Annotated in this window: 23 protein-coding genes; 13 read left to right on the top strand and 10 right to left on the bottom strand. The window is 67.5% G+C overall.

The window, feature by feature from the left end; genetic code table 11:
- Position 1 precedes the first annotated feature (1 nt).
- Positions 2-1399 carry a Tol-Pal system beta propeller repeat protein TolB gene (gene tolB, locus RT655_RS07880; RefSeq protein ID WP_313535934.1) on the top strand — a complete coding sequence of 466 codons (1398 nt, stop codon included), beginning with the start codon at positions 2-4 and terminating at the stop codon, positions 1397-1399.
- A gap of 65 nt (positions 1400-1464) precedes the next feature.
- Positions 1465-1977: a peptidoglycan-associated lipoprotein Pal gene (gene pal / locus RT655_RS07875; protein WP_313535933.1), complete on the top strand. Its 513-nt coding sequence runs from the start codon at positions 1465-1467 to the stop codon at positions 1975-1977.
- Positions 1978-2077: 100 nt separating this feature from the next.
- Here the strand turns inward: pal and RT655_RS07870 are convergent, their stop codons facing one another.
- Positions 2078-2521, bottom strand: a complete 444-nt coding sequence (locus RT655_RS07870; RefSeq protein WP_313535932.1) for a hypothetical protein — start codon at positions 2519-2521, stop codon at positions 2078-2080.
- A gap of 163 nt (positions 2522-2684) precedes the next feature.
- Between RT655_RS07870 and ruvA the strand changes: the two genes are divergently transcribed.
- Together ruvA and RT655_RS07860 are read left to right on the top strand one after the other, a co-directional pair.
- A complete protein-coding gene (gene ruvA, locus RT655_RS07865) occupies positions 2685-3281 on the top strand; it encodes a Holliday junction branch migration protein RuvA (RefSeq protein ID WP_313535931.1) in 597 nt (198 codons plus the stop codon).
- A 211-nt stretch (positions 3282-3492) separates the two neighbouring features.
- Positions 3493-4050 carry a DUF4337 domain-containing protein gene (locus tag RT655_RS07860; RefSeq protein WP_313535930.1) on the top strand — a complete coding sequence of 186 codons (558 nt, stop codon included), beginning with the start codon at positions 3493-3495 and terminating at the stop codon, positions 4048-4050.
- 44 nt (positions 4051-4094) lie between these two features.
- On the opposite strand, the gene RT655_RS07855 is transcribed toward RT655_RS07860, so the two are convergent.
- Positions 4095-4985, bottom strand: a complete 891-nt coding sequence (locus RT655_RS07855) for a 2-hydroxyacid dehydrogenase (RefSeq protein WP_313535929.1) — start codon at positions 4983-4985, stop codon at positions 4095-4097.
- Positions 4986-5044: 59 nt separating this feature from the next.
- On the opposite strand from RT655_RS07855, the gene RT655_RS07850 reads away from it, so the two are divergent.
- Both RT655_RS07850 and ruvB read left to right on the top strand, forming a co-directional pair.
- Complete coding sequence (locus tag RT655_RS07850; RefSeq protein ID WP_313535927.1) at positions 5045-5308, top strand: hypothetical protein; 264 nt, start codon at positions 5045-5047, stop codon at positions 5306-5308.
- The gene (ruvB, locus tag RT655_RS07845; protein ID WP_313535926.1) at positions 5305-6327 is read left to right on the top strand and encodes a Holliday junction branch migration DNA helicase RuvB; all 1023 of its coding nucleotides are present in this window, start codon (positions 5305-5307) and stop codon (positions 6325-6327) included. The genes RT655_RS07850 and ruvB overlap by 4 nt, the downstream gene beginning before the upstream one ends.
- Here the strand turns inward: ruvB and thiL are convergent.
- The 4 genes from thiL to hisG form a co-directional block, all read right to left on the bottom strand.
- On the bottom strand, positions 6324-7223 hold the full coding sequence (gene thiL / locus RT655_RS07840) for a thiamine-phosphate kinase (protein WP_313536926.1): 900 nt from the start codon (positions 7221-7223) through the stop codon (positions 6324-6326). The two genes, ruvB and thiL, sit on opposite strands and share 4 nt — an antisense overlap.
- Positions 7224-7374: 151 nt before the next feature.
- Positions 7375-7836 (bottom strand): transcription antitermination factor NusB, encoded by a 462-nt coding sequence (gene nusB, locus RT655_RS07835; RefSeq protein ID WP_313535925.1) that lies wholly within the window; start codon positions 7834-7836, stop codon positions 7375-7377.
- A 12-nt stretch (positions 7837-7848) separates the two neighbouring features.
- Complete coding sequence (hisD, locus tag RT655_RS07830; protein ID WP_313535924.1) at positions 7849-9135, bottom strand: histidinol dehydrogenase; 1287 nt, start codon at positions 9133-9135, stop codon at positions 7849-7851.
- On the bottom strand, positions 9132-9782 hold the full coding sequence (hisG, locus tag RT655_RS07825) for an ATP phosphoribosyltransferase (protein WP_313535922.1): 651 nt from the start codon (positions 9780-9782) through the stop codon (positions 9132-9134). Before hisG ends, hisD begins: the two co-directional genes overlap by 4 nt.
- A gap of 60 nt (positions 9783-9842) precedes the next feature.
- Between hisG and RT655_RS07820 the strand changes: the two genes are divergently transcribed.
- Together RT655_RS07820 and RT655_RS07815 are read left to right on the top strand one after the other, a co-directional pair.
- Entirely contained in the window at positions 9843-10925 is a 1083-nt protein-coding gene (locus RT655_RS07820) for a DUF2332 family protein (protein WP_313535921.1), read from the top strand.
- Between the two features lie 235 nt (positions 10926-11160).
- Positions 11161-13965: a TonB-dependent receptor gene (locus RT655_RS07815; RefSeq protein WP_313535920.1), complete on the top strand. Its 2805-nt coding sequence runs from the start codon at positions 11161-11163 to the stop codon at positions 13963-13965.
- A gap of 55 nt (positions 13966-14020) precedes the next feature.
- Here RT655_RS07815 and RT655_RS07810 read toward each other — a convergent pair whose 3' ends face one another.
- Both RT655_RS07810 and RT655_RS07805 read right to left on the bottom strand, forming a co-directional pair.
- Entirely contained in the window at positions 14021-14920 is a 900-nt protein-coding gene (locus tag RT655_RS07810) for an alpha/beta hydrolase (protein WP_313535919.1), read from the bottom strand.
- Between the two features lie 98 nt (positions 14921-15018).
- A complete protein-coding gene (locus RT655_RS07805) occupies positions 15019-15918 on the bottom strand; it encodes a pirin family protein (protein ID WP_313535917.1) in 900 nt (299 codons plus the stop codon).
- 171 nt (positions 15919-16089) lie between these two features.
- Between RT655_RS07805 and RT655_RS07800 the strand changes: the two genes are divergently transcribed.
- The 4 genes from RT655_RS07800 to RT655_RS07785 all read left to right on the top strand — a co-directional run bounded on the left by RT655_RS07800 (position 16090) and on the right by RT655_RS07785 (position 19177).
- Entirely contained in the window at positions 16090-16749 is a 660-nt protein-coding gene (locus tag RT655_RS07800; protein WP_313536925.1) for a PepSY-associated TM helix domain-containing protein, read from the top strand.
- An 11-nt stretch (positions 16750-16760) separates the two neighbouring features.
- Entirely contained in the window at positions 16761-17285 is a 525-nt protein-coding gene (locus RT655_RS07795; protein WP_313535916.1) for a DUF2271 domain-containing protein, read from the top strand.
- 18 nt (positions 17286-17303) lie between these two features.
- A complete protein-coding gene (locus RT655_RS07790; protein WP_313535914.1) occupies positions 17304-18185 on the top strand; it encodes a DUF4198 domain-containing protein in 882 nt (293 codons plus the stop codon).
- A 98-nt stretch (positions 18186-18283) separates the two neighbouring features.
- Positions 18284-19177: an FAD:protein FMN transferase gene (locus tag RT655_RS07785; protein ID WP_313535913.1), complete on the top strand. Its 894-nt coding sequence runs from the start codon at positions 18284-18286 to the stop codon at positions 19175-19177.
- A 107-nt stretch (positions 19178-19284) separates the two neighbouring features.
- Here the strand turns inward: RT655_RS07785 and RT655_RS07780 are convergent, their stop codons facing one another.
- The gene (locus RT655_RS07780; RefSeq protein ID WP_313535912.1) at positions 19285-19536 is read right to left on the bottom strand and encodes a hypothetical protein; all 252 of its coding nucleotides are present in this window, start codon (positions 19534-19536) and stop codon (positions 19285-19287) included.
- A gap of 11 nt (positions 19537-19547) precedes the next feature.
- On the opposite strand from RT655_RS07780, the gene RT655_RS07775 reads away from it, so the two are divergent.
- The gene (locus tag RT655_RS07775) at positions 19548-20426 is read left to right on the top strand and encodes a prohibitin family protein (RefSeq protein WP_313535911.1); all 879 of its coding nucleotides are present in this window, start codon (positions 19548-19550) and stop codon (positions 20424-20426) included.
- Positions 20427-20488: 62 nt separating this feature from the next.
- On the opposite strand, the gene RT655_RS07770 is transcribed toward RT655_RS07775, so the two are convergent.
- Positions 20489-22117, bottom strand: a complete 1629-nt coding sequence (locus RT655_RS07770; protein ID WP_313535910.1) for a M28 family metallopeptidase — start codon at positions 22115-22117, stop codon at positions 20489-20491.
- Between the last annotated feature and the right edge of the window lie 9 nt (positions 22118-22126).

Below are 22126 nucleotides of genomic sequence, written 5' to 3'. Positions count from 1 at the left end.
GATGAAATTCAAATTTGCGGCCCTTGCGACGGTCTGCCTTGCGACCGCGGCCCATGCCCAGACGACGCCCCCGCCGCCGATCGCCAACAGCCCCGAGGCCCAGGCCCAGACCGCGCAGCCGGCGCAGCAGGGCGGCGGCCAGCCGGTGATCGACATCGTCGGCGGCATTTCCGCACCGATGCCGATCGCGATCCCGGCGATGCCGACCTCGGCCGTGGTCGACACGCCCGCCGGTTCGACCGACGTGCTCGGCCAGAAGCTCGCCGACATCATCACCAACGATCTGCGCGGCTCGGGGCTGTTCACGCCCGTCCCGCCCGCCCAGCTGCGCACCGTCGCCTTCCCCGAAGTGACCGCGCCTGCCTATGACTATTGGGGCGGCACCGGTGCGCAGTCGCTGGTGCAGGGCTATGTCCGCGCCAATTCGAACGGCACGCTGACGGTCGGCTGCTACCTCTACGACGTTTCATCCAAGGTGGAGCTGATCCGCCAGGGCTTCGTGGTGTCGCCGGGCGAATGGCGCCGTGCAGGCCACAAATGCGCCGACGCGATCTATGCGCGGCTTACCGGCGAAGGTCCGTATTTCGACACCCAGGTCGTCTATATCGCCGAGAGCGGCCCCAAGAACCGGCGCCGCAAGCAGCTCGCGATCATGGATCAGGACGGGGCGAATCACCGCTTCCTCACCAATGGCCAGTCGATCGTGCTGACCCCGCGCATGAGCCCCAAGCTCAACGCGATCCTGTACATGAGCTTCGAGCGCGATCGCCCCTCGATCCACATCTACGACCTGGGATCGCGGCAGGATCGCACGCTGGTCGCCAACGTCGCGCTCAACTTCGCGCCGCACTGGTCGCCCGATGCGCGCTGGGTGGTGTTCTCGATGGCGGTTGGCGGCAATACCGACATCTACCGCGTGCCGGCCAGCGGCGGCACCCCGCAGCGGCTGACCACCTCGCCCGGCATCGATACCGGCGGGAGCTATTCGCCCGACGGCTCCAAGATCGTGTTCGAGAGCGATCGCGGCGGCACCCAGCAGCTCTATGTGATGAACGCCGACGGCTCCAACCAGCACCGCATCAGCTTCGGCGGCGGGCGCTATGCGGCCCCGGCGTGGAGCCCGCGCGGCGACCAGATCGCCTTCACCCGCATGGGCGGCGGCGCGTTCCGCATCGGCGTGATGAACCCCTCGGGCGGCGGCGAGCAGCTGCTAACCAACAGCTGGGGCGACGAAGGCCCGAGCTGGGCGCCCAATGGCCGCGTCATCCTCTTCTTCCGTTCCGCGCAGGGATCGGGCCGCCCGGACCTGTGGACGGTCGATCTCACCGGCCGCGCGACGCGAAAAGTGCCGACGCCGCTCGATGGTTCGGACCCGAATTGGGGCGCCGTGCGTCCCTGACACCGAGTAGAAACTCTAGCGTAATGAAGGCGCGGCATGCGCGACACTCGTAAAAGGAGGATTTCATGACCAAGCTCGTCCCCAGCCTGATGCTCGGCGTGGCACTCGTCGCCACTGCAGCCTGCTCGAAGAAGCCGCCGAAGGAACTGCCGCCCGCGCCGACCGAAACCGCGGCGCCGAGCCAGCCCTATGGCAATGGCGAGACCACGCAGACGACGCCGATGTCGGAGCAGTTCCGCCGCGAAGTGACGAGCGACACGATTCACTTCGGCCTCGATCAGTATGACGTCGACCCGCAGTCGCGCGCCGTCCTCGACAGCCAGGCCAAGTGGCTGGTTGCGCACCCGAACGTCCGCATCACGCTGGAAGGGCATTGCGACGAGCGCGGCACCCGCGAATACAATCTCGCGCTGGGCGACCGCCGCGCCAACGCCGCGAAGAACTATCTCGCCGCGCAGGGCGTCTCGGCCGATCGCATCACCACGATCAGCTATGGCAAGGAACGCCCGGTCGCAATGGGTTCGGACGAAGCCGCCTGGGCGCAGAACCGTCGCGCGGTGACGCTCGTCCTGAACTGAGCGCTGCCTAAGATCTGAAGGAAGGCCGCCGGGGCGATGGTTCCGGCGGCCTTTTCTGCGGCGGACGAAATGACCACCTCCAGGCCGAAGGCCTCAGCGCTCAGGCAGCGACGGCGCAGGCTGGCCCGTCATCGTCATCGTTCGACGCGGGGAGGCGCTCCCGCTGCGTCCGGCGCGCGCGGCCCGCAGGACGGCTGGCGCGTCCCTGGATCCAGTGGCGCAGGCCCTGCACACGCAGCGTCGTAAACACGGCCACCGCCGTCACCGCGACGTCCAGCAAGCTGCCAAGCTCGAGCATGCCAGCGCCCGCTACGATGTCGGGGCCAAACATGCCGAGGAACAGCCTGCCCTCGGCCTCCATCGTCCACAGGATCACGGCGGCACCGGCGATCAAGCACAGAATCAGCAGCACGTCGCCCCGCGACCACCGATTGCACCAGCGCGCCGGCGCTTCCACGAGGATGCGTCGCAGCGCACGGCCGATGGACGTATCGCCAGCGACCAGCAGCCCCAACCAAAGCAACAGCAGCGCCGTCTGGATCACCCGAGCCTCCCATCCCTTGCCGCAAAGGTGGGACAAGACGGGGGGCTTGCCAAGCGCGACGCTGAAAATCGCTTTCTCCGGGGTGCTGTTCCGCTTATGTCCCGTCCATGCTACCGACCGCGCGCACCCTTGCATCGATCTCCCTCGCACCGGAGCCTTGCCGATGATCGCGCATCTGCGGGGTGCACTGGCCGCCAGCGGCGCCGATCATGCGGTGATCGACGTGAACGGCGTCGGCTATCTGGTCGGCGCCTCGGCCAAGACGCTCGACAAGCTGGGGGCGGTGGGCGAGCAGGTCACCATCCATACCGAGATGCTGGTCAGCGAGGATTCGATCCGGCTGATGGGCTTTGCCACCGCCGACGAGCGCGACTGGTTCAAGCTGCTCACCAGCGTGCAGGGGGTGGGGGCCAAGGTGGCGCTGGCGATCCTCTCGATCCTCGCGCCCGAGGAACTGCGCACCGCAGTTGCCCGTGCGGACTCCGCCACGATCGCGCGGTCGAACGGCGTGGGGCCGAAACTCGCCCAGCGCATCGTCAACGAGCTGAAGGACAAGGCCGGCGGGCTGGCGCTCGGCGGGGTGGGGGCCGCGGCGGCGCCCAGCGGCGGGGCTGCGGCCGATGCGGTATCGGCGATGCTCAACCTCGGCTTCAAGGCTGCGGAGGCGAGTGCTGCGGTCAACGCCGCCAGCGACGAACTCGGCCCGGCGGCGACACTCGACGCGCTGGTCCGCCTCGCGCTGCGCAAGGCGGCGAAGTGAGCGACGAACAGAAATTCCTCCCCGGCACTGGGAGGGGGACCATTTGCGCAGCAAATGGTGGAGGGGCCGCCGCGCGAGCGGCGGTCGTCCACCGCATGGCATTCGCACCGCGCCTGCGGCGCGGCCCCTCCACCACTCGCCTGCGGCGAGCGGTCCCACTCCCCGTACCGGGGAGGAATTTGCTCCTCGCGATGCGGAAAGCCTGAACGCCATGGAAATCGAAGTCTCTGCCGAGGCCAAGGACAAGCGCCTCAACCGACGCGTTGCCATCACCGTGGTGATCCTCTCGGTGTTCACCGGCGTGTGTGGCATCAAGGACGGCAACATCGTCCAGGCGATGCAGCAGGCGCAGTCGAACTCGGTCGACCTGTGGAACGAATATCAGGCGACCAAGACCAAGCAGCATCTCGCCGAGACCAGCCGCGCGCAGATCGCCGCGGTGGCGACCGATCCGGTGAAAATCGCCCCGGTGCTCAAGGGCCTCGATGCCGACATCGCCAAGTACAAGGTCGAGGCGCCCAAGCTCGCCGAACAGGCCAAGGCGCAGGCGGCGCAGTATGACGCGCTCAACGTCCACGATGACCAGTTCGATGCCAGCGACGCGGCGATCGCCACCGCGATTTCGGTCGCGGCGGTGTCGGCGCTGGCGGAGAGCAGCTGGCTCTTGGCAGTCGCCTGGGTATTCGGTGCGTTCGGGCTGTTCATGGGGCTGTGCGGCTTTGCCGGCTGGGGCTTCCATCCGGATGTGCTGAGCACGTTGCTGGGATGAGGGGCGCGAACCTTCTCGATCCTCCCCGTGCCGGGGAGGATCTTTTAGAGCAGCGGCGTCGGCAGGTCCTCGCCGGCGAAATGCGCGTCGAGATTGGCGAGCACCAGCGCTGCCATCGCCGCGCGGGTTTCTTCGGTGGCGCTGCCCTGGTGAGGGGCGAGCACCACCTGCTCCATGGCGCGCAGCGCCTCGGGCACGTGCGGCTCGTCGGCAAACACGTCGAGCCCGGCGCCGGCGATGGTGTGCGCCCAGAGCGCGGTGACCAGCGCGTCCTCGTCGACCAGGCTGCCGCGCGCGACGTTGACCAGCACGCCCGCCGGGCCGAGCTTGTCCAGCACCGCCGCGTCGACGATGTGCGCCGTCGCCGCGGTGCCTGGCGCCGCCAGGATCAGCACGTCGCTCTCCTCCGCCAGGCTGGCGATGTCGGGCAGGTACCGCCAGGGTACCGATTTCGCGCCGCGGGCGGTGTACAGCACCTCGCGTGCGAAGGGCGCGGCGCGCACGGCGATCGCGGCGCCGATCTTGCCCATCCCGAAAATGCCGATCCGGCGCCCGCTGGCATGCCGGCCGAGCGGCGCCTTCCAGCCGCCGCGGCGCACCAGCGCATCGTTGGCGGCGATCCGGCGCTGCACTGCCAGCATCAGCCCGATGGCGAGATCGGCGACGTCGTCGGTCAGCACGTCGGGCGTGGTCGATACCCGCACCCCGCGGGCGCGCAGCGCGTCCAGATCGAGCCCGTCATAGCCCACGCCGTTGATCGCGACGATCTCCAGTTCGGGCAGCCGATCGAGCATCGCCGCGTCGAGCTGCAACTGTCCGCCGCCGACGATCGCGCGGGTGGTCGCGGGCGGATCCTTGTCAAAGACGGTGAAGCGCCGATCAAGCTCGGCGCGAAGGCTGGGCGGGGCGGGCGTCGCAAGGTACAGGTCGGGCATGGCAATCTGATGCCCCTGTCCGGCGCCGCTGGCCAGCCGCAAACGAACAGGGACCTACGATGAGCGGGGCTCGCGATCCCGTCATCGTCCACCTTCGCGATCTTGTTCGCGATCAAACCGGGCTGGTGGAAGAAGACTATAACTACCTCGTCTACGATTTTGGCGATGACCTGATCGCCCGCGCCTATCTCGATACACCCCACCGCGTCGCCGTGATGCGGCGGGGGCCGGTGCCGGAGGCGATGCTTGCCTATCTTCGCGCGCGGTTCGACGTGATCGACCAACTCGGCCCTACGGGCTATCAAACCATCTGGACTGCATGACCGACACAGATCGCCTCCTCACCGCCGGGCGTCGCCCCGAAGACGTCGACGCCGCGCTGCGGCCCAAGTCGCTCGACGAGTTCGTCGGGCAAAAGGCGGCGCGCGAGAATCTGCGCGTGTTCATCGATGCCGCCAAGGCGCGCGGCGATGCACTGGACCATGTCCTCTTCTTCGGACCGCCGGGGCTGGGCAAGACCACGCTGGCCCAGATCATCGCGCGGGAGATGGGAGTGGGGTTCCGCTCGACTTCGGGGCCGGTGATCGTCAAGTCGGGCGATCTGGCGGCACTGCTCACCAATCTCGAAGACGGCGACGTGCTGTTCATCGATGAGATCCACCGCCTCAATCCGGCGGTGGAAGAGGTGCTGTATCCGGCGATGGAGGATCGCGCGCTCGACCTGATGATCGGCGAGGGCCCCTCGGCACGCAGCGTGCGGATCGACCTCCCGCGCTTCACGCTGGTCGGCGCGACGACCCGGCAGGGGCTGCTGACGACGCCGCTGCGCGACCGTTTCGGCATCCCGGTGCGGCTGCAATTCTACACGGTGGACGAGCTGGAGCGGGTGGTGACGCGCGCCGCCGGGCTGCTCGGGCTGGACATCGCCGCCGATGGCGCGCGCGAAGTGGCGCGCCGCTCGCGGGGCACGCCGCGCATCGCCGGGCGGCTGCTGCGCCGGGTGCGCGACTTCGCCAATGTCTTTGGCGAGGCGGTGGTGCACGCCAAGGTGGCCGATGCCGCACTCAACCGGCTGGAAGTCGACGGGCTGGGGCTCGACGCGATGGACCGGCGCTATCTGATGATGATCGCGGACGTCTATCGCGGCGGCCCGGTAGGCGTGGAAACGCTCGCCGCCGGCCTGAGCGAACCGCGGGATACGGTTGAGGAAGTGATCGAGCCCTATCTGATCCAGCTTGGCCTGATCGCGCGAACGGCGCGCGGGCGATGCCTGAACGGCGCGGGGTGGAAGCATCTCGGGCTCAACCCGCCCGCGGGGTCGCAGGACGGGCTGTTCGACTAGGCGCCGTGTTCGAAGCCCAGCCGGCCGGGCAGCGGGAGTGGCGTGCCGGCGTCGTGGAGCGTCAGGCCTTCGCCCTCGCGGAACACGCCCAGGCAGGTCGCCGCCAGCGGGAGTGGTCCCGGGGGGGCCGCGAACAGCAGCTCGTAATCGTCCCCCGCGGTCGCCGCGGCAAGCCGTGCCTCGCGATCGCCGCCGCGCACCGCCTGATAGTCCGCCGACAGGGGAACGGCGGCGAGGTCCATCGTCACCCCGAGCCCGCTCGCCGCGGCCATGCGCGCGGCATCGATCAGCAGCCCGTCGGACACGTCCATCATCGCATGCACGCCCGGGGCGAGCGCCTGTCCCTCTTCCAGTCGCGGCGTCGGCCGACGATAGCGCGCAAGCAGCGTCGCCGGTCCTTCGCCCGACAGCGCGACTGCCAGCCCCGCGCCGCCGTCACCGATCGTCCCGGTCACGTAGAGCAGGTCGCCGGGTTGCGCGCCGCTTCGCGCCGGCGCATGGGCCGAGCGGCCGAGTGCCGTCAGCGACAGCGTTCTCGGCACGCCTGCAGGTGCTTTCACCGTATCGCCGCCGATCAGCGGGCAGGCAAAGGCCGCCAATGCTGCGTCCAGGCCTGCCAGGAACGACGAGTCCCACGCGTCGTCGCCCGCCAGCGGATAGCCGAGCAGCACGCCTTCCGGCACTGCCCCCTTAGCGGCCAGATCGGACAGGTTCACCGCAAGCAGCTTCCAGGCGACATCTTCCGCCGGATCGTCGGGCAGATAGTGGACGCCTTCCACCAGCACGTCATGCGTGATCACGAGATCGCCGAGTACCGCCGCGTCGTCGCGGAGCCCACGCGCGCCGCGGTGAAGTGGCAAATGGCGGAGATAGGCAAGGAACGCCGCTTCGTTCATCGGCATGCGATCCCTCCCCCAGCCTCGCTGGAGGAGGCGGACCACGCGGTGGCACGGCACGGTCCGCCTCCCCTCCGGTGCAGGGGAGGATTGGCGGTACCCACGGTGGCGCGATAGTTTCTACCCGCCCGGCACGGGGCAGGCACGCGCATCACCCGCGCGCGTCCTTGGCGATCGCGTCGAGAATGCCGTTAGCGAAACCCTTTTCGCGGCGGTCGTAGAAGGCGTCGGTCACGTCGAGATATTCGCTGATCACCGCCGCGGTCGGAACGTCGGGGCGGGCGAGCAGCTCATAGGTGCCGGCACGCAGGATCTGGCGCATCGGCTTGTCGAGCCGCTCCAGCGTCCAGCCGGTGCTGAGCTTGGCTGCGATGATGCCGTCGATCTCCTCGCGGCGCGCATCGGTGCCGCTGACGATGTCATCGAAGAACGCGATGTCGGCATCGGCATATTCGACGTCTTCGATGATCGCGCCCAGCCGGTGCTGGTGGAACTCGTGTAGCAGCGCGGGGATCGAGGTGCCCTCCATCTCGCGCTGGTAGAGCGCCTGGACGGCGCCGAGGCGCGCGGCGGCGCGGGCCTTGGAACGGGACTTTGCTTGCGGACTGGCCATATTCTTACTCTATCACTTTAAACGGATCGCGACCGACTTTGCGTGCGCAGGCAGGCCTTCGGCTTCTGCGAGCGCAACCGCGGCGGGGCCGATCGCGGCGAGCCCGGACGGATCCAGGCTCAGGAACGAGGTGCGCTTCATGAAATCGAGCACCGAAAGGCCCGACGCGAAGCGCGCGCGCCGCCCGGTGGGCAGCACATGGTTGGGGCCGGCGACATAATCGCCGACGGCTTCGGGCGTGTAGCGGCCGAGGAACACCGAGCCGGCATGCCGGACCATGTCGAACAGCGGTTCGGCATCGTCGCAGGCGAGTTCGAGATGCTCGGGCGCGAGGCGATCGACCAGCGGCATCGCGGTCGGCAGGTCCGGTACCAGGATGATCGCGCCGTTGGCGTCCCAGCTGGTGCGCGCGGTGGCGCCGGTGGCGAGCGTCGCGATCTGCGAGTCGACGGCGGCGACGACCTTGTCGGCAAAGGCGGCGTCGTCGGTGAACAGGATCGACTGGCTCGTCGGATCGTGCTCGGCCTGGCTGAGCAGGTCGGCGGCGATCCAGTCGGGATCGTTCTTGCCGTCCGCCACCACGAGGATCTCGGACGGGCCCGCGACCATGTCGATACCGACCACGCCGTACAGCTGGCGCTTGGCCTCCGCCACCCAGGCATTTCCCGGGCCGGTGACGACGTCGACGGGGGCGATCGTGTCGGTGCCATAAGCGAGCGCCGCCACCGCCTGCGCGCCGCCGACACGGTACAGCTCGTCCACGCCCGCGACATGCGCCGCCGCGAGGACCAGCGGGTTCACCTCGCCGTTCGGCGTGGGCGTGACCATCACGAGGCGACGCACGCCCGCCGCCTTGGCGGGAATGGCGTTCATCAGCACCGAGCTGGGATAGGCCGCACGGCCACCGGGGACGTAGACGCCCGCAGCATCGACCGGCGTCCAGCGCGCGCCGAGCCGGATGCCCTGCGCATCGGTTTCGTCGCGATCCTCAGGGCGCTGCTTGGAATGGTAGACCGCGATCCGCTCGGCGGCGAGGTCGAGCGCATCGCGCAGCTCGGGGGTGAGCCCCTCATAGGCCGCGAGGCAATCGGCGCGATCGATCGTCCAGCCGGAGCGGTCGAGATCATGCTTGTCGAACAGCCGGGTGAGATCGCGCAGCGCGACATCGCCCTCGTCGCGGACACGCTTGATGATGTGGGTGACGTTGCGCGCGACATCGTCGTCCGCCTCGCGGCGGGCGTTGACCAGCGCGGTGAAGGCGTCGGCAAAGCCGGCGTCGGTGGAATTCAGGCGGATCATGCCACGGCCTTTCGGAAGCCGTCGACCAGCGGCACGACTTCGCTCGCGCGCGTCTTGAACGCGGCGCGGTTGACGATCAGGCGGCTGGTCACCTCGGCGATCACTTCCACCTCGACCAGCCCGTTTTCCTGCAGCGTGCGGCCCGAGGAGACTAGGTCGACGATGCGCGGGGCGAGGCCCAGCACCGGCGCCAGCTCCATCGCGCCGTTGAGCTTGACGCACTCGGCCTGCACCCCGCGCGCCTCGAAATGGGCGCGGGTAATGTGCGGATATTTGGTCGCGACGCGGACATGGCTCCAGCCGCGCGGATCGTCCTGTGCGGCGAGCGCCACCGGCTCGGCGACCGAGATGCGGCAATGGCCGATGCCCAGGTCCACCGGCGCGTAGAGTTCCGAATAGTCGAACTCGGCGAGCACGTCCGAACCGACGATGCCCAGATGCGCGGCGCCATGCGCGACAAAGGTCGCCACGTCGAACGCACGCACCCGGATCAGGTCGATCGCGGGGTTGTTGGTCGCGAAGCGCAGCGCGCGCGAGTTCTTATCGGAAAAGGCCGCTTCGGGCACGATGCCGACCGCCGCCAGCAAGGGCAGCGCCTCTTCGAGAATCCGGCCTTTCGGCACGGCAAGGATCAACGGCTCGGTCATGGGTGCGGGGGCTTTACTTGGAGGCCGGCATGGGCGCAACACGCGCCAAAGGGGAAGCGCATGGCGTCCGAAGCCGAGAACCGCAAGAGTTTTGCCGTGCAGGCCGGGTATTGCACGGCGATGGACGCGCCGATCACCGCGCGCATCTGTACCGCGCTGGGGCAGGGCATCACCCGGAGCAGCGAGACCGGGCGACGGGTGCTCGACTGGCCGGGCGAGCCGGTCGCCGATGCGCTGGTGCTGCGGCTGGTCGGCGGACTGCACGCGCTCCACCGGCGCGGCGTGCCCGAGCTGCGGCGCATCTTCACCGGGGAGGAGACCGATCTCGGCCGGATCGGCGCGGCGCTCGATGCGCTGCTCTCGGCCTATGATCTGCCGCTGATGCCCTGGCTCTACGGCTCGCCTCAGACCAACGAGGCGGCGCGCTCGAACGGGCTGATGACCGGGCTGCTCCATCTGGCGGCGCGCTTTGGCCCGCGCTTCGAACTGTTCGAGATCGGATCGAGCGCGGGGCTGAACCTGATGATCGGCCGCTATCGCTTCGATCTGGGCGGCGTGGCGATCGGCCCGGCCGAGTCGCCGTTGGCGCTGCAACCGGAATGGCGCGGCAGCCCGCCGCCCGCCGCGCCGGTGGAGATCGTCTCGGCCCGCGGGGTCGACATCGCACCGCTCGACCTGACCGACGAACGCGATGCCGATCGGCTGCAGGCCTATGTCTGGGTCGATGCGGCGGCGCGGCAGGCGCGGCTCGACACCGCGATCGCGATGCTCCGCGCCGCGCCGGTGCGGCTGGAGCGCGGCGATGCCGCCGACTGGCTGGACGCGCGGCTCGCCGAACCGCAGCCGGCGGGCGTCACGCGGGTGCTGATGCATTCGGTGGTATGGCAATATCTGCGGCCCGAGGCGCAGGCGCGCGTCGCCGAAAGGATGGAGGCGGCCGGCGCCAGCGCAACGCCCGACCGTCCCCTCGGCTGGGTGATGATGGAGCCCAATCGCGATCTCGCCGCGCAGGAGGTGCGGGTGCGCGGTTGGCCGGGTGATACGCCGATGGAACTGGTCGCGCGAACGCATGCGCACGGCGCCTGGGTGGAGGGGCTCGCCCCGCCCTACGACTCCTCACCCTATGTGATGCGCGCCGGCTGACGGCCACGTCCGCCGTCCTTCGCATCCCTTCTGCTGACGGCTCCACTGTCGCGTGAGCAACAGGTTGTGTCCGTTGCTTTTTCGCCAGGCACGGCGAAATTTCATTCCTGCATCATTGACAGCTTTCCCTTTTTGTCAGACTTAAAAGATCGAAACCGCGCCTGCCGCGGTGGTCTGTGTCCGCCGCAGTGATCGGGAAAGCCCGCGCCGGTAGACGTCGAAAGGGGAGGACGACATGACGGGCAAACCGATTCTATTGATGGGCGTGGCCTTGGCCGCGCTTGCCGGCGCGGCGCCGTCATGGGCACAATCCACCGCAACACCCGCGGAAAGGTCGCAAACGCCAGGCGCGCAGAGCAATGCCGCCGAAGAGGAGATCCTCGTCACCGGCATCCGCGCGAGCCTTGCCTCGGCACGCGAATTTAAGCGCAATTCGGACTCGATCCTGGACGCCATCGTCGCCGAAGACATCGGCAAGTTGCCGGACAATAACGCTGCAGAGAGCCTGGCGCGCCTGCCCGGCGTGCAGGTCGGCCGCTATGCCGACGAGGCCTCGGGCATCCTGATCCGCGGCCTGCCGGACGTCGGCACCTCGTTCAACGGGCGCGAAATCTTCACCGCAGAGAACCGCACCGTCGCGGTGCAGGACTTCCCCGCGGGCGCGCTGGCGGCGCTGGAAGTGTACAAGTCGGCCACCGCCGATCTGATCGAGCCAGGCCTGGCCGGGCTGGTCAATGTCCGCTCGCGCCGTCCGTTCGACTTCAAGGGCCTGGAGATCGCCGGCGCGATCCGCGCCTCGTACAACGACCAGTCGAAGAAGACGAACCCCAATGGCAATCTGCTGATCAGCGACCGCTGGGACACGCCGATCGGCGAGATGGGTGCGCTGATCAACGTCGCGTACAACCGCTTCTACTATAACAACGCCATCCGCTACACCAATGGCGGCGTCGATCCGGTGGCGAACAGCAAGGCGACGCTGCCCGCGGGCGAGGCGGCGGATTTCCGCCTGCCCTACAGCGTGGGCCTCTATTATCCGCGGGGCTTGCGCGAGCGGCCCTCGGTCAACGGGTCGCTTCAGTGGAAGCCGGCGCACAATCTCGAAGTCTACGCCGACGGCCTGTGGCAGGCGTTCCGCAACCAGGGCTCGACCGAGAGCTTCGACGTGTCGCTGCTCCGCGCCGCGCCGAGAAATGCGGACGGGGTGGAAGTGCCCCCGACGCTGTCGAACATCGTTCGCGTGCCCGGCGAACCCAACAAGCTGGTGAGCGTGAGCAAGACCGGCGGCTACCCTGCGGAAATGTTCCGCTCGACCAGCAAAGACTTCACCAACACCTATCAGGCCGCCGCCGGCTTCATCTGGAACACCGGCCGCGCGGTGATCTCTAGCGACTTCGCTTACACCTTCTCGGAATATGGCGCCAACGAGCGCAGCCTCGACTCACAGACCGTCTCCGCGCCGCCGGTCAATGTGATCTTCGAGAAGAACAAATCGTCCTGGTTTGATCTGGGAAATTACGACATGGCGAACCCCGCCAACTATGCGTGGCGCGGCTATTACGAGCGCGAATATTATGTGACCGGCGCCGGCATCCAGTGGCGCGGCGACGTCGCGCTCGACACCGAGATCGGCTGGCTGCCCAAAATCAAGTTCGGCCTGCGCGCGACCGATCGTGACGCCAAGCGGCGCCAGGGCAACCGCTATGCCAATACGTCCACGCTGGGCATCGCGCTCGCCAGCCTGCCGACCGGCAGCCTCAAGCAGGTCCAGGACGGCTTCCGCAACGATGCCCCGCCGTTCAGCAACTGGCTGATGCCGTCCTATGATGCGATCCAGAGCAATGCCGGTGCGTTGCGCCAACTCTCCTACGAGGCGCTGCAACGGATCGTCGCCGCCAACCCCAACGATCAGGGCTACAAGGATGCGCTGAAGCAGTTCAGCAGCCCTTCGATCCCGATGGATCCCTATGGCGGCTTCTACGCCAAGGAATCGAGCTACGCGGCCTATGCCTCGGCCGGCTATGCCTTCGACGTGGGCATTCCGATCGACGGCACCGTCGGCGTGCGCATCGTCAACACCGATGGCCGCTATGTTGGCACCTCGAAGGTCACCGCGGTGGACGGCACCGTGTCGGCAGTAACCGACACCAACCGGCAGAACTATGTCGACGTGCTGCCGAGCTTCGGACTGCGCGCCAAGCTGGCGCAGGGGCTGCAGGCCCGCCTCGGCTTCACCATGACGCGTACGCGGGCCGGCTTCGGCCAGCTCAACCCGGCGTTCAGCCTCAACCGCAACACCGATACCAGCTCGGGCGGCAACGCCTCGCGCTACGCCTTTTTCGGCTCGGGCGGCAATCCGGACCTCAAGCCGCTGACCTCGAAGAATTACGACGCGACCATCGAATATTATTTCGGCCGCAACGGCGCGGTGAGCGGCGCGGTGTTCTACCGCGATCTGAACGGGTTCATCAGCAACTATACTCGGGACGTCAATGATCCGGTCTATGGTCTCATCCAGATCAGCCGTCCGGAAAATGCCGGTACCGGGAAGATCAAGGGTTTCGAGCTATCTGCGCAGAGCTTCTTCGACTTCCTGCCGGGCTGGCTGAGCGGGTTCGGCGCGCAGGCAAACCTTACCTATGTCGACGCCAAGAACCAGCTGCCGGCGGCATTGGGCACCGCCCAGCCGATGGTGTCGCTCACCGGTCTGTCGAAATGGTCGTACAACCTCAGCGGCTTCTACGAGCGCGACAAGATTTCGCTGCGACTGTCGTATAATTATCGCAATCCCTATGTCGACTTCTACAGTCGCAATTCGAACGACGTGCAATATACCGGGCAGATGGTCCGGCCGATTTCGCGGCTGGATTTTTCGGGGTCGTACACGCCGATCGAGAACATCACGCTGACGGCCGAGGTCAACAATATCCTCGCGCAGCCGTTCAGCAACTATCGCTACTTCAACGAGACCCAATATTATCCGATCGATACCCGCTACGAGGGCCGCTATTACAGCGTAGGCGTGCGCTTTCGGTACTGAGACCCGGACTTCCGGTTCCTTCCCCCTGCGCCCGGCTTCGGCCGGGCGCTTTTTTTCAGATCGGCCGGGCGGCGAGCCATTCGAGCAACGCGGCGGTCACTTCCTCGGGTTTCTCCCACGGCGTGAAATGGCCGCCGTCGCGGACCTGCACGATGCGATAATCGGGAATCAGTGTCTCCAGCCCGTCGAGCAGACAGGGCAGCAGCCCGCGGTCGCGCATGCCCCAGATGACCAGTGTCGGCTGCGGCTGGAGCGGGAAGGGGCCGTCGATCCAGCTCGGGCGTGGTGGGTCTTCGTCCATCGCCGGCACCACGATCTGGGTGGCGCGATACCAGTTGAGCATCGCCGTGAGCGCGCCCGGCTGGCTCCATTGGTCTAGATAGATCGCCTTTTCCTCCGGCGGCACCGTCACCTGGAGATGCTCGCCGAACAGCGACAGCAGGAACTGCTCGAGGCCGGTCTTGTCCGGCGCGCGATCGAGCTCGGTCTCGCGGAAAAAGCGGATATACTGGCTGGCGCGGCGTTGGCCGGGATCATCGAACAGCTTGCGCTGGAAGACCTGGGGATGGGGCGCGTTGATGATCACCAGCCGCGCGACGCGCCTGGGTTCGCGCAGTGCAGCCATCCAGGCGATCGCGCCGCCCCAGTCGTGCCCGACCAGCGTGAAGCGATCGATGTCCAGCGCATCGGCGAGCGCGAACAGATCGGCGGCAATCTTCTCGGCGCTATAGGCCTCGACGCCTTCCGGCTTGGACGAGCCCGCATAGCCGCGCTGGTCCGGCGCGATGACGAAATAGCGTTCGGCGAGCGCCGGCATCTGGTGCCGCCAGGTACGATGCGATTCGGGGAAGCCATGGAGCAGGATGACGGGCGGATTGGCCGGGTCCCCCGCCAGCGCGACGTTGATCGTCACGCCCGTCGCCAGCGGCAGGCTCGTCTGTCGAATTCCGGTCACTCGGCTCTCCCTGTTCCGTCCGGCACCGCCTCCGCGCCGTCCGGTTTCTGCCCAGCCCTAGATGCGCCGGTTGGGCCGAAGCCGCAAGTGAAGGAAAACTAGGGGTAACTTACGGTCTTAGGAACTTCGGGGATGGGGATGAATTCCTTGTCATCATTGGGCACCTTGGGGAAGGCCCCGGCCTTCCAGTCTTCCTTTGCCTGGTTGATCCGATCGCGACTGGAGCTGACGAAATTCCACCATACGTGGCGCGGCGTCGCGAACGCCTCCCCGCCGCACAACATCACCCGCGCGCCGCGTTCGGAGCGCAGCGTCGCACGGATGCCGGGGCGCAGCAGGTAGAGCGTCATCGGCAGCAGGGGCATGCCGTCGAGGCTCGCGTCGCCCATCGCCACATAGAGCGCGCGCTCGTCCGCCACCGCGTCGATTGGGATGCTGGCGCCGCCATCGAGGACGATGTCGCCATAGATGGTCTGGGCATAGGTGGTGGTCGGGGCGGCGGCGCCCCACAATTCGCCCATGATCACTCGGGCGCGCGCGCCGTGCGCCGCGACGATCGGCAGTTCGCCAGCGGCGACATGCTCGAAGGCAGGGTCCATTTCCTCCACGGCCTCGGGCAGCGCGAGCCAGGTCTGGATGCCCGAGAGTTCGGGGCCCTTTTCCCGCTCGGCCGAGGGCGAACGTTCGGAATGGACGATGCCGTGCCCCGCGGTCATCAGGTTCACCGCGCCCGGCTCGATCGTCGCATCCGTTCCCAGCGAATCGCGATGGCCGAGCGCACCGGCGAACAGATAAGTGACCGTAGCGAGATTGATGTGCGGGTGGGGCCGAACGTCGATGCCGGTGCCGACGTCGAGGATCGCCGGGCCCATCTGGTCGAAGAAGATGAACGGCCCCACCATGGTGCGTGGTCGCGAGGGGAGGGTGCGATGCACCTTGAAGCCGCCCAGGTCGTGCGTGGTCGGCTCGATCGTCTGGAGTACCAGGTCGTCACGCATCGTTGCTCTCCGTATTTGCTGGCGCCGGAATAGCGGCTTGCGGGCGGGCCGCACAGCCAAACCAGGGCATAGGTTCGCGAACACAGCGTTTCCAATGGGACAGTCTGTTACAACTCCGGCGTTGTAATTGCGAATCGTTCGCGTTATCGCGGCGATCTGACCCCAGCCGAGATTCTCCACCGCCCGATGCACGCCCCGACTCCCTCCGTCGCGCCCCGCAAGCGCAGCCGCAAGAGCTTCTGGCTCAAGCAGCTTCACACCTGGCACTGGATGAGCTCGGCGATCAGCCTGATCGGGCTGTTGTTGTTCGCGATCACCGGGTTCACGCTGAACCATGCGTCCGACATCGAGGGGGCGCCGCAGACGGTGGATCGCGCCGCCCAGTTGCCGCCTGCGCTGCTGTCGCTGGTCCGGCCCGACGACAAGCCCGATGCCAAGCAGCCGCTGCCCGCGCCGGTAGCGGGCTGGCTGCGCGCCAACCTGAAAATGCCGGCGCAGGGCGTCGCCGAATGGTCGGCCGACGAGATCTACCTCGCCCAGCCGCGACCGGGTGGCGATGGCTGGATCGCGATCGAGCGCGACACCGGCAAGGTGACGAGCGAGATCAGCTCGCGCGGCTGGATCGCCTATCTCAACGATCTCCATAAGGGCCGCAACGCCGGCACCGCATGGAAATGGTTCATCGACGTCTTCGCCTTCGCCTGCCTGGTGTTCACGCTGACCGGGCTGGTGCTGCTGTGGATGCACTCCAAGCATCGCAAGAGCACCTGGCCGCTGGTCGCCGCGGGCCTCGCCATTCCTGCGCTGATCGCGCTGTTCCTGATCCACTAAAGGGGTTTTTCATGCAGTTTCGCCTGACCGGACTCACCACGGCCGCACTTGGCGCCGGCGCGCTGCTGCCCAACGCGGCCGCGGCGCAGACGATGGACCTGTCCATCACGCTGCCGCGGATTCAGGTGGCCGAATATCACAAGCCCTATGTCGCGGTGTGGCTGGAAAAAGAGGGGCAGGCACCGCGGACGCTCTCCGTCTGGTATGACGTCGACAAGCGCGGCGGCGAAGGCACCAAGTGGCTGCACGAGGTGCGGCAATGGTGGCGCGCGGCGGGCCGCACGATGCGCTTCCCGGCCGACGGTATCAGCGGCGCGACCCGCGCGCCGGGCGTGCAGAAGCAGCGCCTCGTCGCCGGCAAGGACGGCATGCCGGCGCTGACGCCGGGCCAGTACACGCTGGTGGTGGAAGCCGCGCGCGAAGTCGGCGGCCGCGAGGTCGTGCGGCTGCCCTTCACCTGGAACGGCAGCAGCGCCACCGCCACGGCCAAGGGCGCCAGCGAACTCGGCGCCGTCTCGTTCACGCTCAAGCGCTAATCCGGGGGGATCCGTACCATGAAGTTCCGCAAGCCGCTTTTCGCCCTTGCCGCCGTCACTGCGCTCGCCGCACCGGCCGCGATCGCGCACCGCATGTGGCTGCTGCCGTCGTCTACCGTCGTCTCCGGCACCGATAACTGGGTGACCGTCGATGCGGCGGTGTCGAACGACCTGTTCTATTTCGACCATCGCCCGTTGGGCGCGATCCCCACGATCACCCAGCCCGACGGGACCGAGGGCAAGGCCGAGCATCACAATGTCGGCCAGTTCCGCGCGACCTTCGATGTCCACCTCACCCAGCAGGGCACGTACCGTATCGCGGTGGTCAATCAGGGGGTGTTCGGCCGCTACACGCTGAACGGCGAGAGCAAGATGCTCCCGCGCGGCACCACCAAGGCGCAGCTCGCCAGCGCAATCCCTGCGGGCGCTACCGATGTGCAGACCAGCGAGATGCTCGCCCGCAACGAGATCTTCGTGACGCAAGGCGCCCCGACCAACACCGTGTTCAAGCCGACCGGCGACGGGATCGAGCTGGTGCCGGTGACGCATCCCAACGATCTCGTCGCCAATGAGGCCGCGACCTTCCAGTTCCTGCTCGACGGCAAGCCCGCTTCTGGCCTGTACGTCACGACCATCCTCGGTGGCGGCCGCTATCGCGCGGCGCCCAAGCAGATGGAGCAGCGCACCGATGCCGCGGGCAAGGTTACGATCAAGTGGCCCGAAGCGGGCATGTACTGGATCAACGTGACCCAGAATGCGCCGCAGCCCGAAGGCGAGGGTCCGCGCCCGCAGGCGCAGGCCGGGGCGCAGCGTGCCGGGGGCGGGGCTCAAGGCATGCGGGGCGTTCCCTCCGGCCGTCGGGTCAGCTACACGACCACGCTGGAGGTATTGGCACCCTGATCGCCGACGTACGTATTGCCATTCCCGAAAGCCTTTCGCCGGCGGCGTTCCACCGGCGGCGATCGGCTGCGCCCGTCGCCACCTTTGGCGGCGCGACGATGGGCACTACGTGGCGGCTGGTCGTCGTCGATCCGCCCGCGGATGTTCGCGACACCGTACAGACGGTGCTGACCCGGATGATCGCCGAGTTCAGCCACTGGGAAACTGGCTCGCGGGTGGGGCGGTTCAACCGCGGCATGCTCGGCTATTGGCAACCGCTGTCGCCCGAAAGCGCGCGCGTGCTGGAGGCGGCGCTGGCGGTGCATGCGGCGAGCGGCGGCGCGTTCGATCCCGCCGCGGGCGTGCTCGCCGATCTGTGGGGCTTCGGCCCCGCCGGTCCGCGCGACGACGTGCCGAGCGCTTATGCGATCGGCGAGGCCAAGGTGATGTCGGGCGCGCGCCATCTTGAGTTTGATCCCGAGCAGCGCCGCATCCGCCGGCGCGAGGCGGTGCAGATCGACCTTTCCGGCATCGCCAAGGGCTATGCGGTGGATGCCGTGGCCGAGCGGCTGCTCGCGCTGGGCATCGAGGATTTCCTGATTGAGATCGGCGGCGAACTGCGTGGCGAAGGCATCAAGCCCGACGGCCAGCCCTGGTGGGTTGAGCTGGAGCCGGTGCCGGACAGCACGCTCGCACCACTGCGCGTGGCGCTGCACGGCCTGTCGGTCGCAACCTCGGGCGACTATCGCCGTTTCTTCGAGCAGGGCGGGCGGCGCTATGCGCACAGCATCGATCCGCGCACCGGCTGGCCGATCGACAACCACGTCGTTTCGGTCTCGGTGCTGCACCGCGAGGCGATGCTGGCCGACGCCTGGGCGACCGCGCTCACGGTGCTGGGTCCCGCGGGCATGGGCCTTGCCGAGCAGCAGGGGCTGGCCGCGCACATGGTGACGCGCGACGGCGATGCGTTTGGCGAGCGGCTCTCCACCGGGCTGCAGGCGATGCTGGGCTGACGACGTCGGTCCAAAAAAATCGGAAGCACGACGTCCGGATTCGCTTGCGCACTGCAACAAAAGGCGTAGATTCGCACCCACTTTCGGTGCTGCACAAGGAGCAGGGATCAACGACGTTTTGGCTTGAGCTGTAGGATTGTGGGATCGCCGGTCTTCCCGGCATCTGTTCCGCGATTTGGCTGTTGCTGTGTCGTCCTGCCTGCGCAACCGAAGCCCTTCGGCCGCGCATCCCGCCCGACCTCCATCTGACCATCGACCAACGGTCCGATCAGTTCGGCCGCGCGCATCCACGCGTGGGCGACATTGGGGTCGCCCACGCCCGAACGTGGCGCGGGAGGACGCTTCTCCTCCATCTTCATGGACTCGAGAAATGGCATATCAACCGGGGAATTTCGGTGGTGGCTTTGGCTGGTTCCGGCTGCTGGGGCGCAGCTGGGTATGGATCACGATCGCCGTCGCTGCGGCCATCTTCGGCTTGAGCAGCTTCGCGCGGGTCGAACCGGGGCAGGTGGGTATCCGGGTGAACAACATCGCCGGCGGCGTGCGGCCGGAGTCGTTGCCGGTCGGCTGGTACGTCGCGCTGCCGGGCACGCACATCTACCAATATCCGGTGTTCACCCGCACCTATACCTGGACGGCGTCGCATACCGAGCAGAGCCCGATCGACGAGGCCTTCAGCTTCCAGGACAAGAACGGCCTTTCGCTGCGGGCGGACGTGGGCGTGTCCTATCATGTCGATCCGGCGCGCGCGTCGATCCTGTTCCAGCGCTATCGGACCGACATGGACGACATCATCGCGGGCCCGCTGCGGAACGCGATCCGCAACGCGATCGTCGAGCGCGCGGCGCAGCTCGGCGTCGAGGAGATCTACGGCACCCACAAGGCCGAGCTGATCGCCACCGCGACAAGGCGCGTGCAGGGCTTCTTCGCGCCGGTGGGGCTGCAGGTCGAGCAGATCTACTGGGCGGGCAACATCGTCGTGCCCGAGGCGGTGCTCAACCAGATCAACGCCAAGATCGCCAATGAGCAGCAGGCGCTGGCGGCCAAGGCAAATGTCGAGACCGCCAAGGCCGACGCCGAGGCGCGCATCGCCAAGGCGGAAGGCGACGCCAAGGCGATCCAGGTGGAGGCGGAGGCGATCCGGACCAACCCGGAGATCGTCAATCTCCGCGCGGTGGAGAAATGGAACGGCCAGCTGCCCACCTATATGGGCGGCGCGGGGCCCATGCCGTTCCTGAATGTTAAATGATGAGAAGGGGTGCCGGCAGCGATGCCGGCGCCCGTCGTTCCCCGGTCCCGGTCAGTGCGCAGTTATTGCCCCGCGCGTGCCTTGTCCCGGATCGCGCGAAATTCGGCGTCCTTGAACCAGTTCGGCCAGCTGCTGCCCTCGGCGAGCTGACGGCCGAGCCCGTAATAGATCCGCAGGTCCGACAGCGCGCCGTCCCAGTTCCAGTTGGGATCATATGCGTCCTGCGGCTTGTGGTAGCGCTTGTCGGTATAGTCCTCCGCCGTCTTCGCACCCGCCGCCTTGCCGCCGACGACCAGATCGTCGCCGCTCTCGCCGTAGAGCATCGGCACGCCCAGCTTGGCGAAGCTGAAATGGTCGGAGCGGTAATAGCCGCCCTTTTCGGGCGTCGACTCCACGCCGATCACCCGGTCCTCCGCGGCGACCAGCGGCTTGACCAGTTCCTCCAGCTCGGATTTGCCCGCGCCGACCAGCACGAAATCCTTCGCCTTGCCGACGATGTTGAGCCCGTCCATGTTCACGCCGCCGACCGTCTTCGCCAGCGGATAGACCGGATGCTCGGCATAATATTGCGAGCCGATCAGGCCCTGTTCCTCGGCGGTCACCGCCAGGAACACCATGCTGCGCTTGGCAGGACCGGCTTTCGCATTGGCCTCGGCAAGCGCCACCAGCCCGGCGGTGCCGGTCGCATTGTCGACCGCGCCGTTGCAGATGTCGTCGCCATTCACCGGCTTGCAGTGGCCGAGATGGTCCCAATGGGCCGAGAACAGCACCACCTCGTCCGGCTTGGCAGTGCCGGGCAGGATGCCGACGACGTTCTTCGAGGCCTGGCGCTTGATGCCCACGCCGAAGCTGGCCGAGGCCTTCATGCCCAGCGGGACCGCCTTGAAGCCCTTGTGCTTGGCCGCCTCGACCAGCGCCGCATAGTTCTTGCCCGCGCTGGCGAAGAGTGCCTTGGCCGAATCCTGCTGGATCCAGCCGATCAGCTGCGACTGGTCGGCATGGTCGCCCGGCGTATCCTGCTCGAGCTTGGGGCCGCCCCAGCTGCTTTCCACCACGCCCCAGCCATAAGCGGCGGGTTCGGTATCGTGGATGATGATCGCGCCCGCCGCACCCTGGCGCGCGGCCTCCTCGTACTTGTAGGTCCAGCGGCCATAATAGGTCATCGCGCGTCCACCGAACGGGCCGTCGAGCGTCATCGTCTGCCAGTCGGGGTCGTTGATCAGGATGACGACCGTCTTCCCCGTCACGTCGAGCCCGGCATAATCGTTCCAGCCGCGCTCGGGCGCGTTGATGCCGTAGCCGACGAACACGACCTCGCTGTCCTTCAGGTCGATCTTCGGGGTGACACGATAGGTGGAGAACACCGCCTCGCTGCCATAAGCGAGCGATACCGGCGTATTGCCGCCGCTGAAGGCGAGCTTGCTCGGCGCCTGCACGCTGAGCTCGACCAGCGGCACATCCTGCACCCACTGGCCCTTGTTCCCGGGCTTGAGCCCCGCCTTCTGGAAGCGCTCGATCAGATAGGCGATCGTCTTGTCCTCGCCCGCGCTGGTCGGCTTGCGGCCTTCGAATGCGTCCGAGGACAGGGTCTGCGTGACGGTTTTCAACGTGTCGAGCGAGAGCGCGGGTGCGGTCTGGGCCTGGGCGGCGGTGGTCGAAAGCAGGGCGAGGGCAAGCAGCGAAACGCGCATCCAGGGGCT

Origin of the sequence: Sphingomonas sp., assembly GCF_032114135.1 — a bacterium.
Classification (GTDB): domain Bacteria; phylum Pseudomonadota; class Alphaproteobacteria; order Sphingomonadales; family Sphingomonadaceae; genus Sphingomonas.
This window is presented reverse-complemented; position numbering and strand designations above follow the sequence as displayed.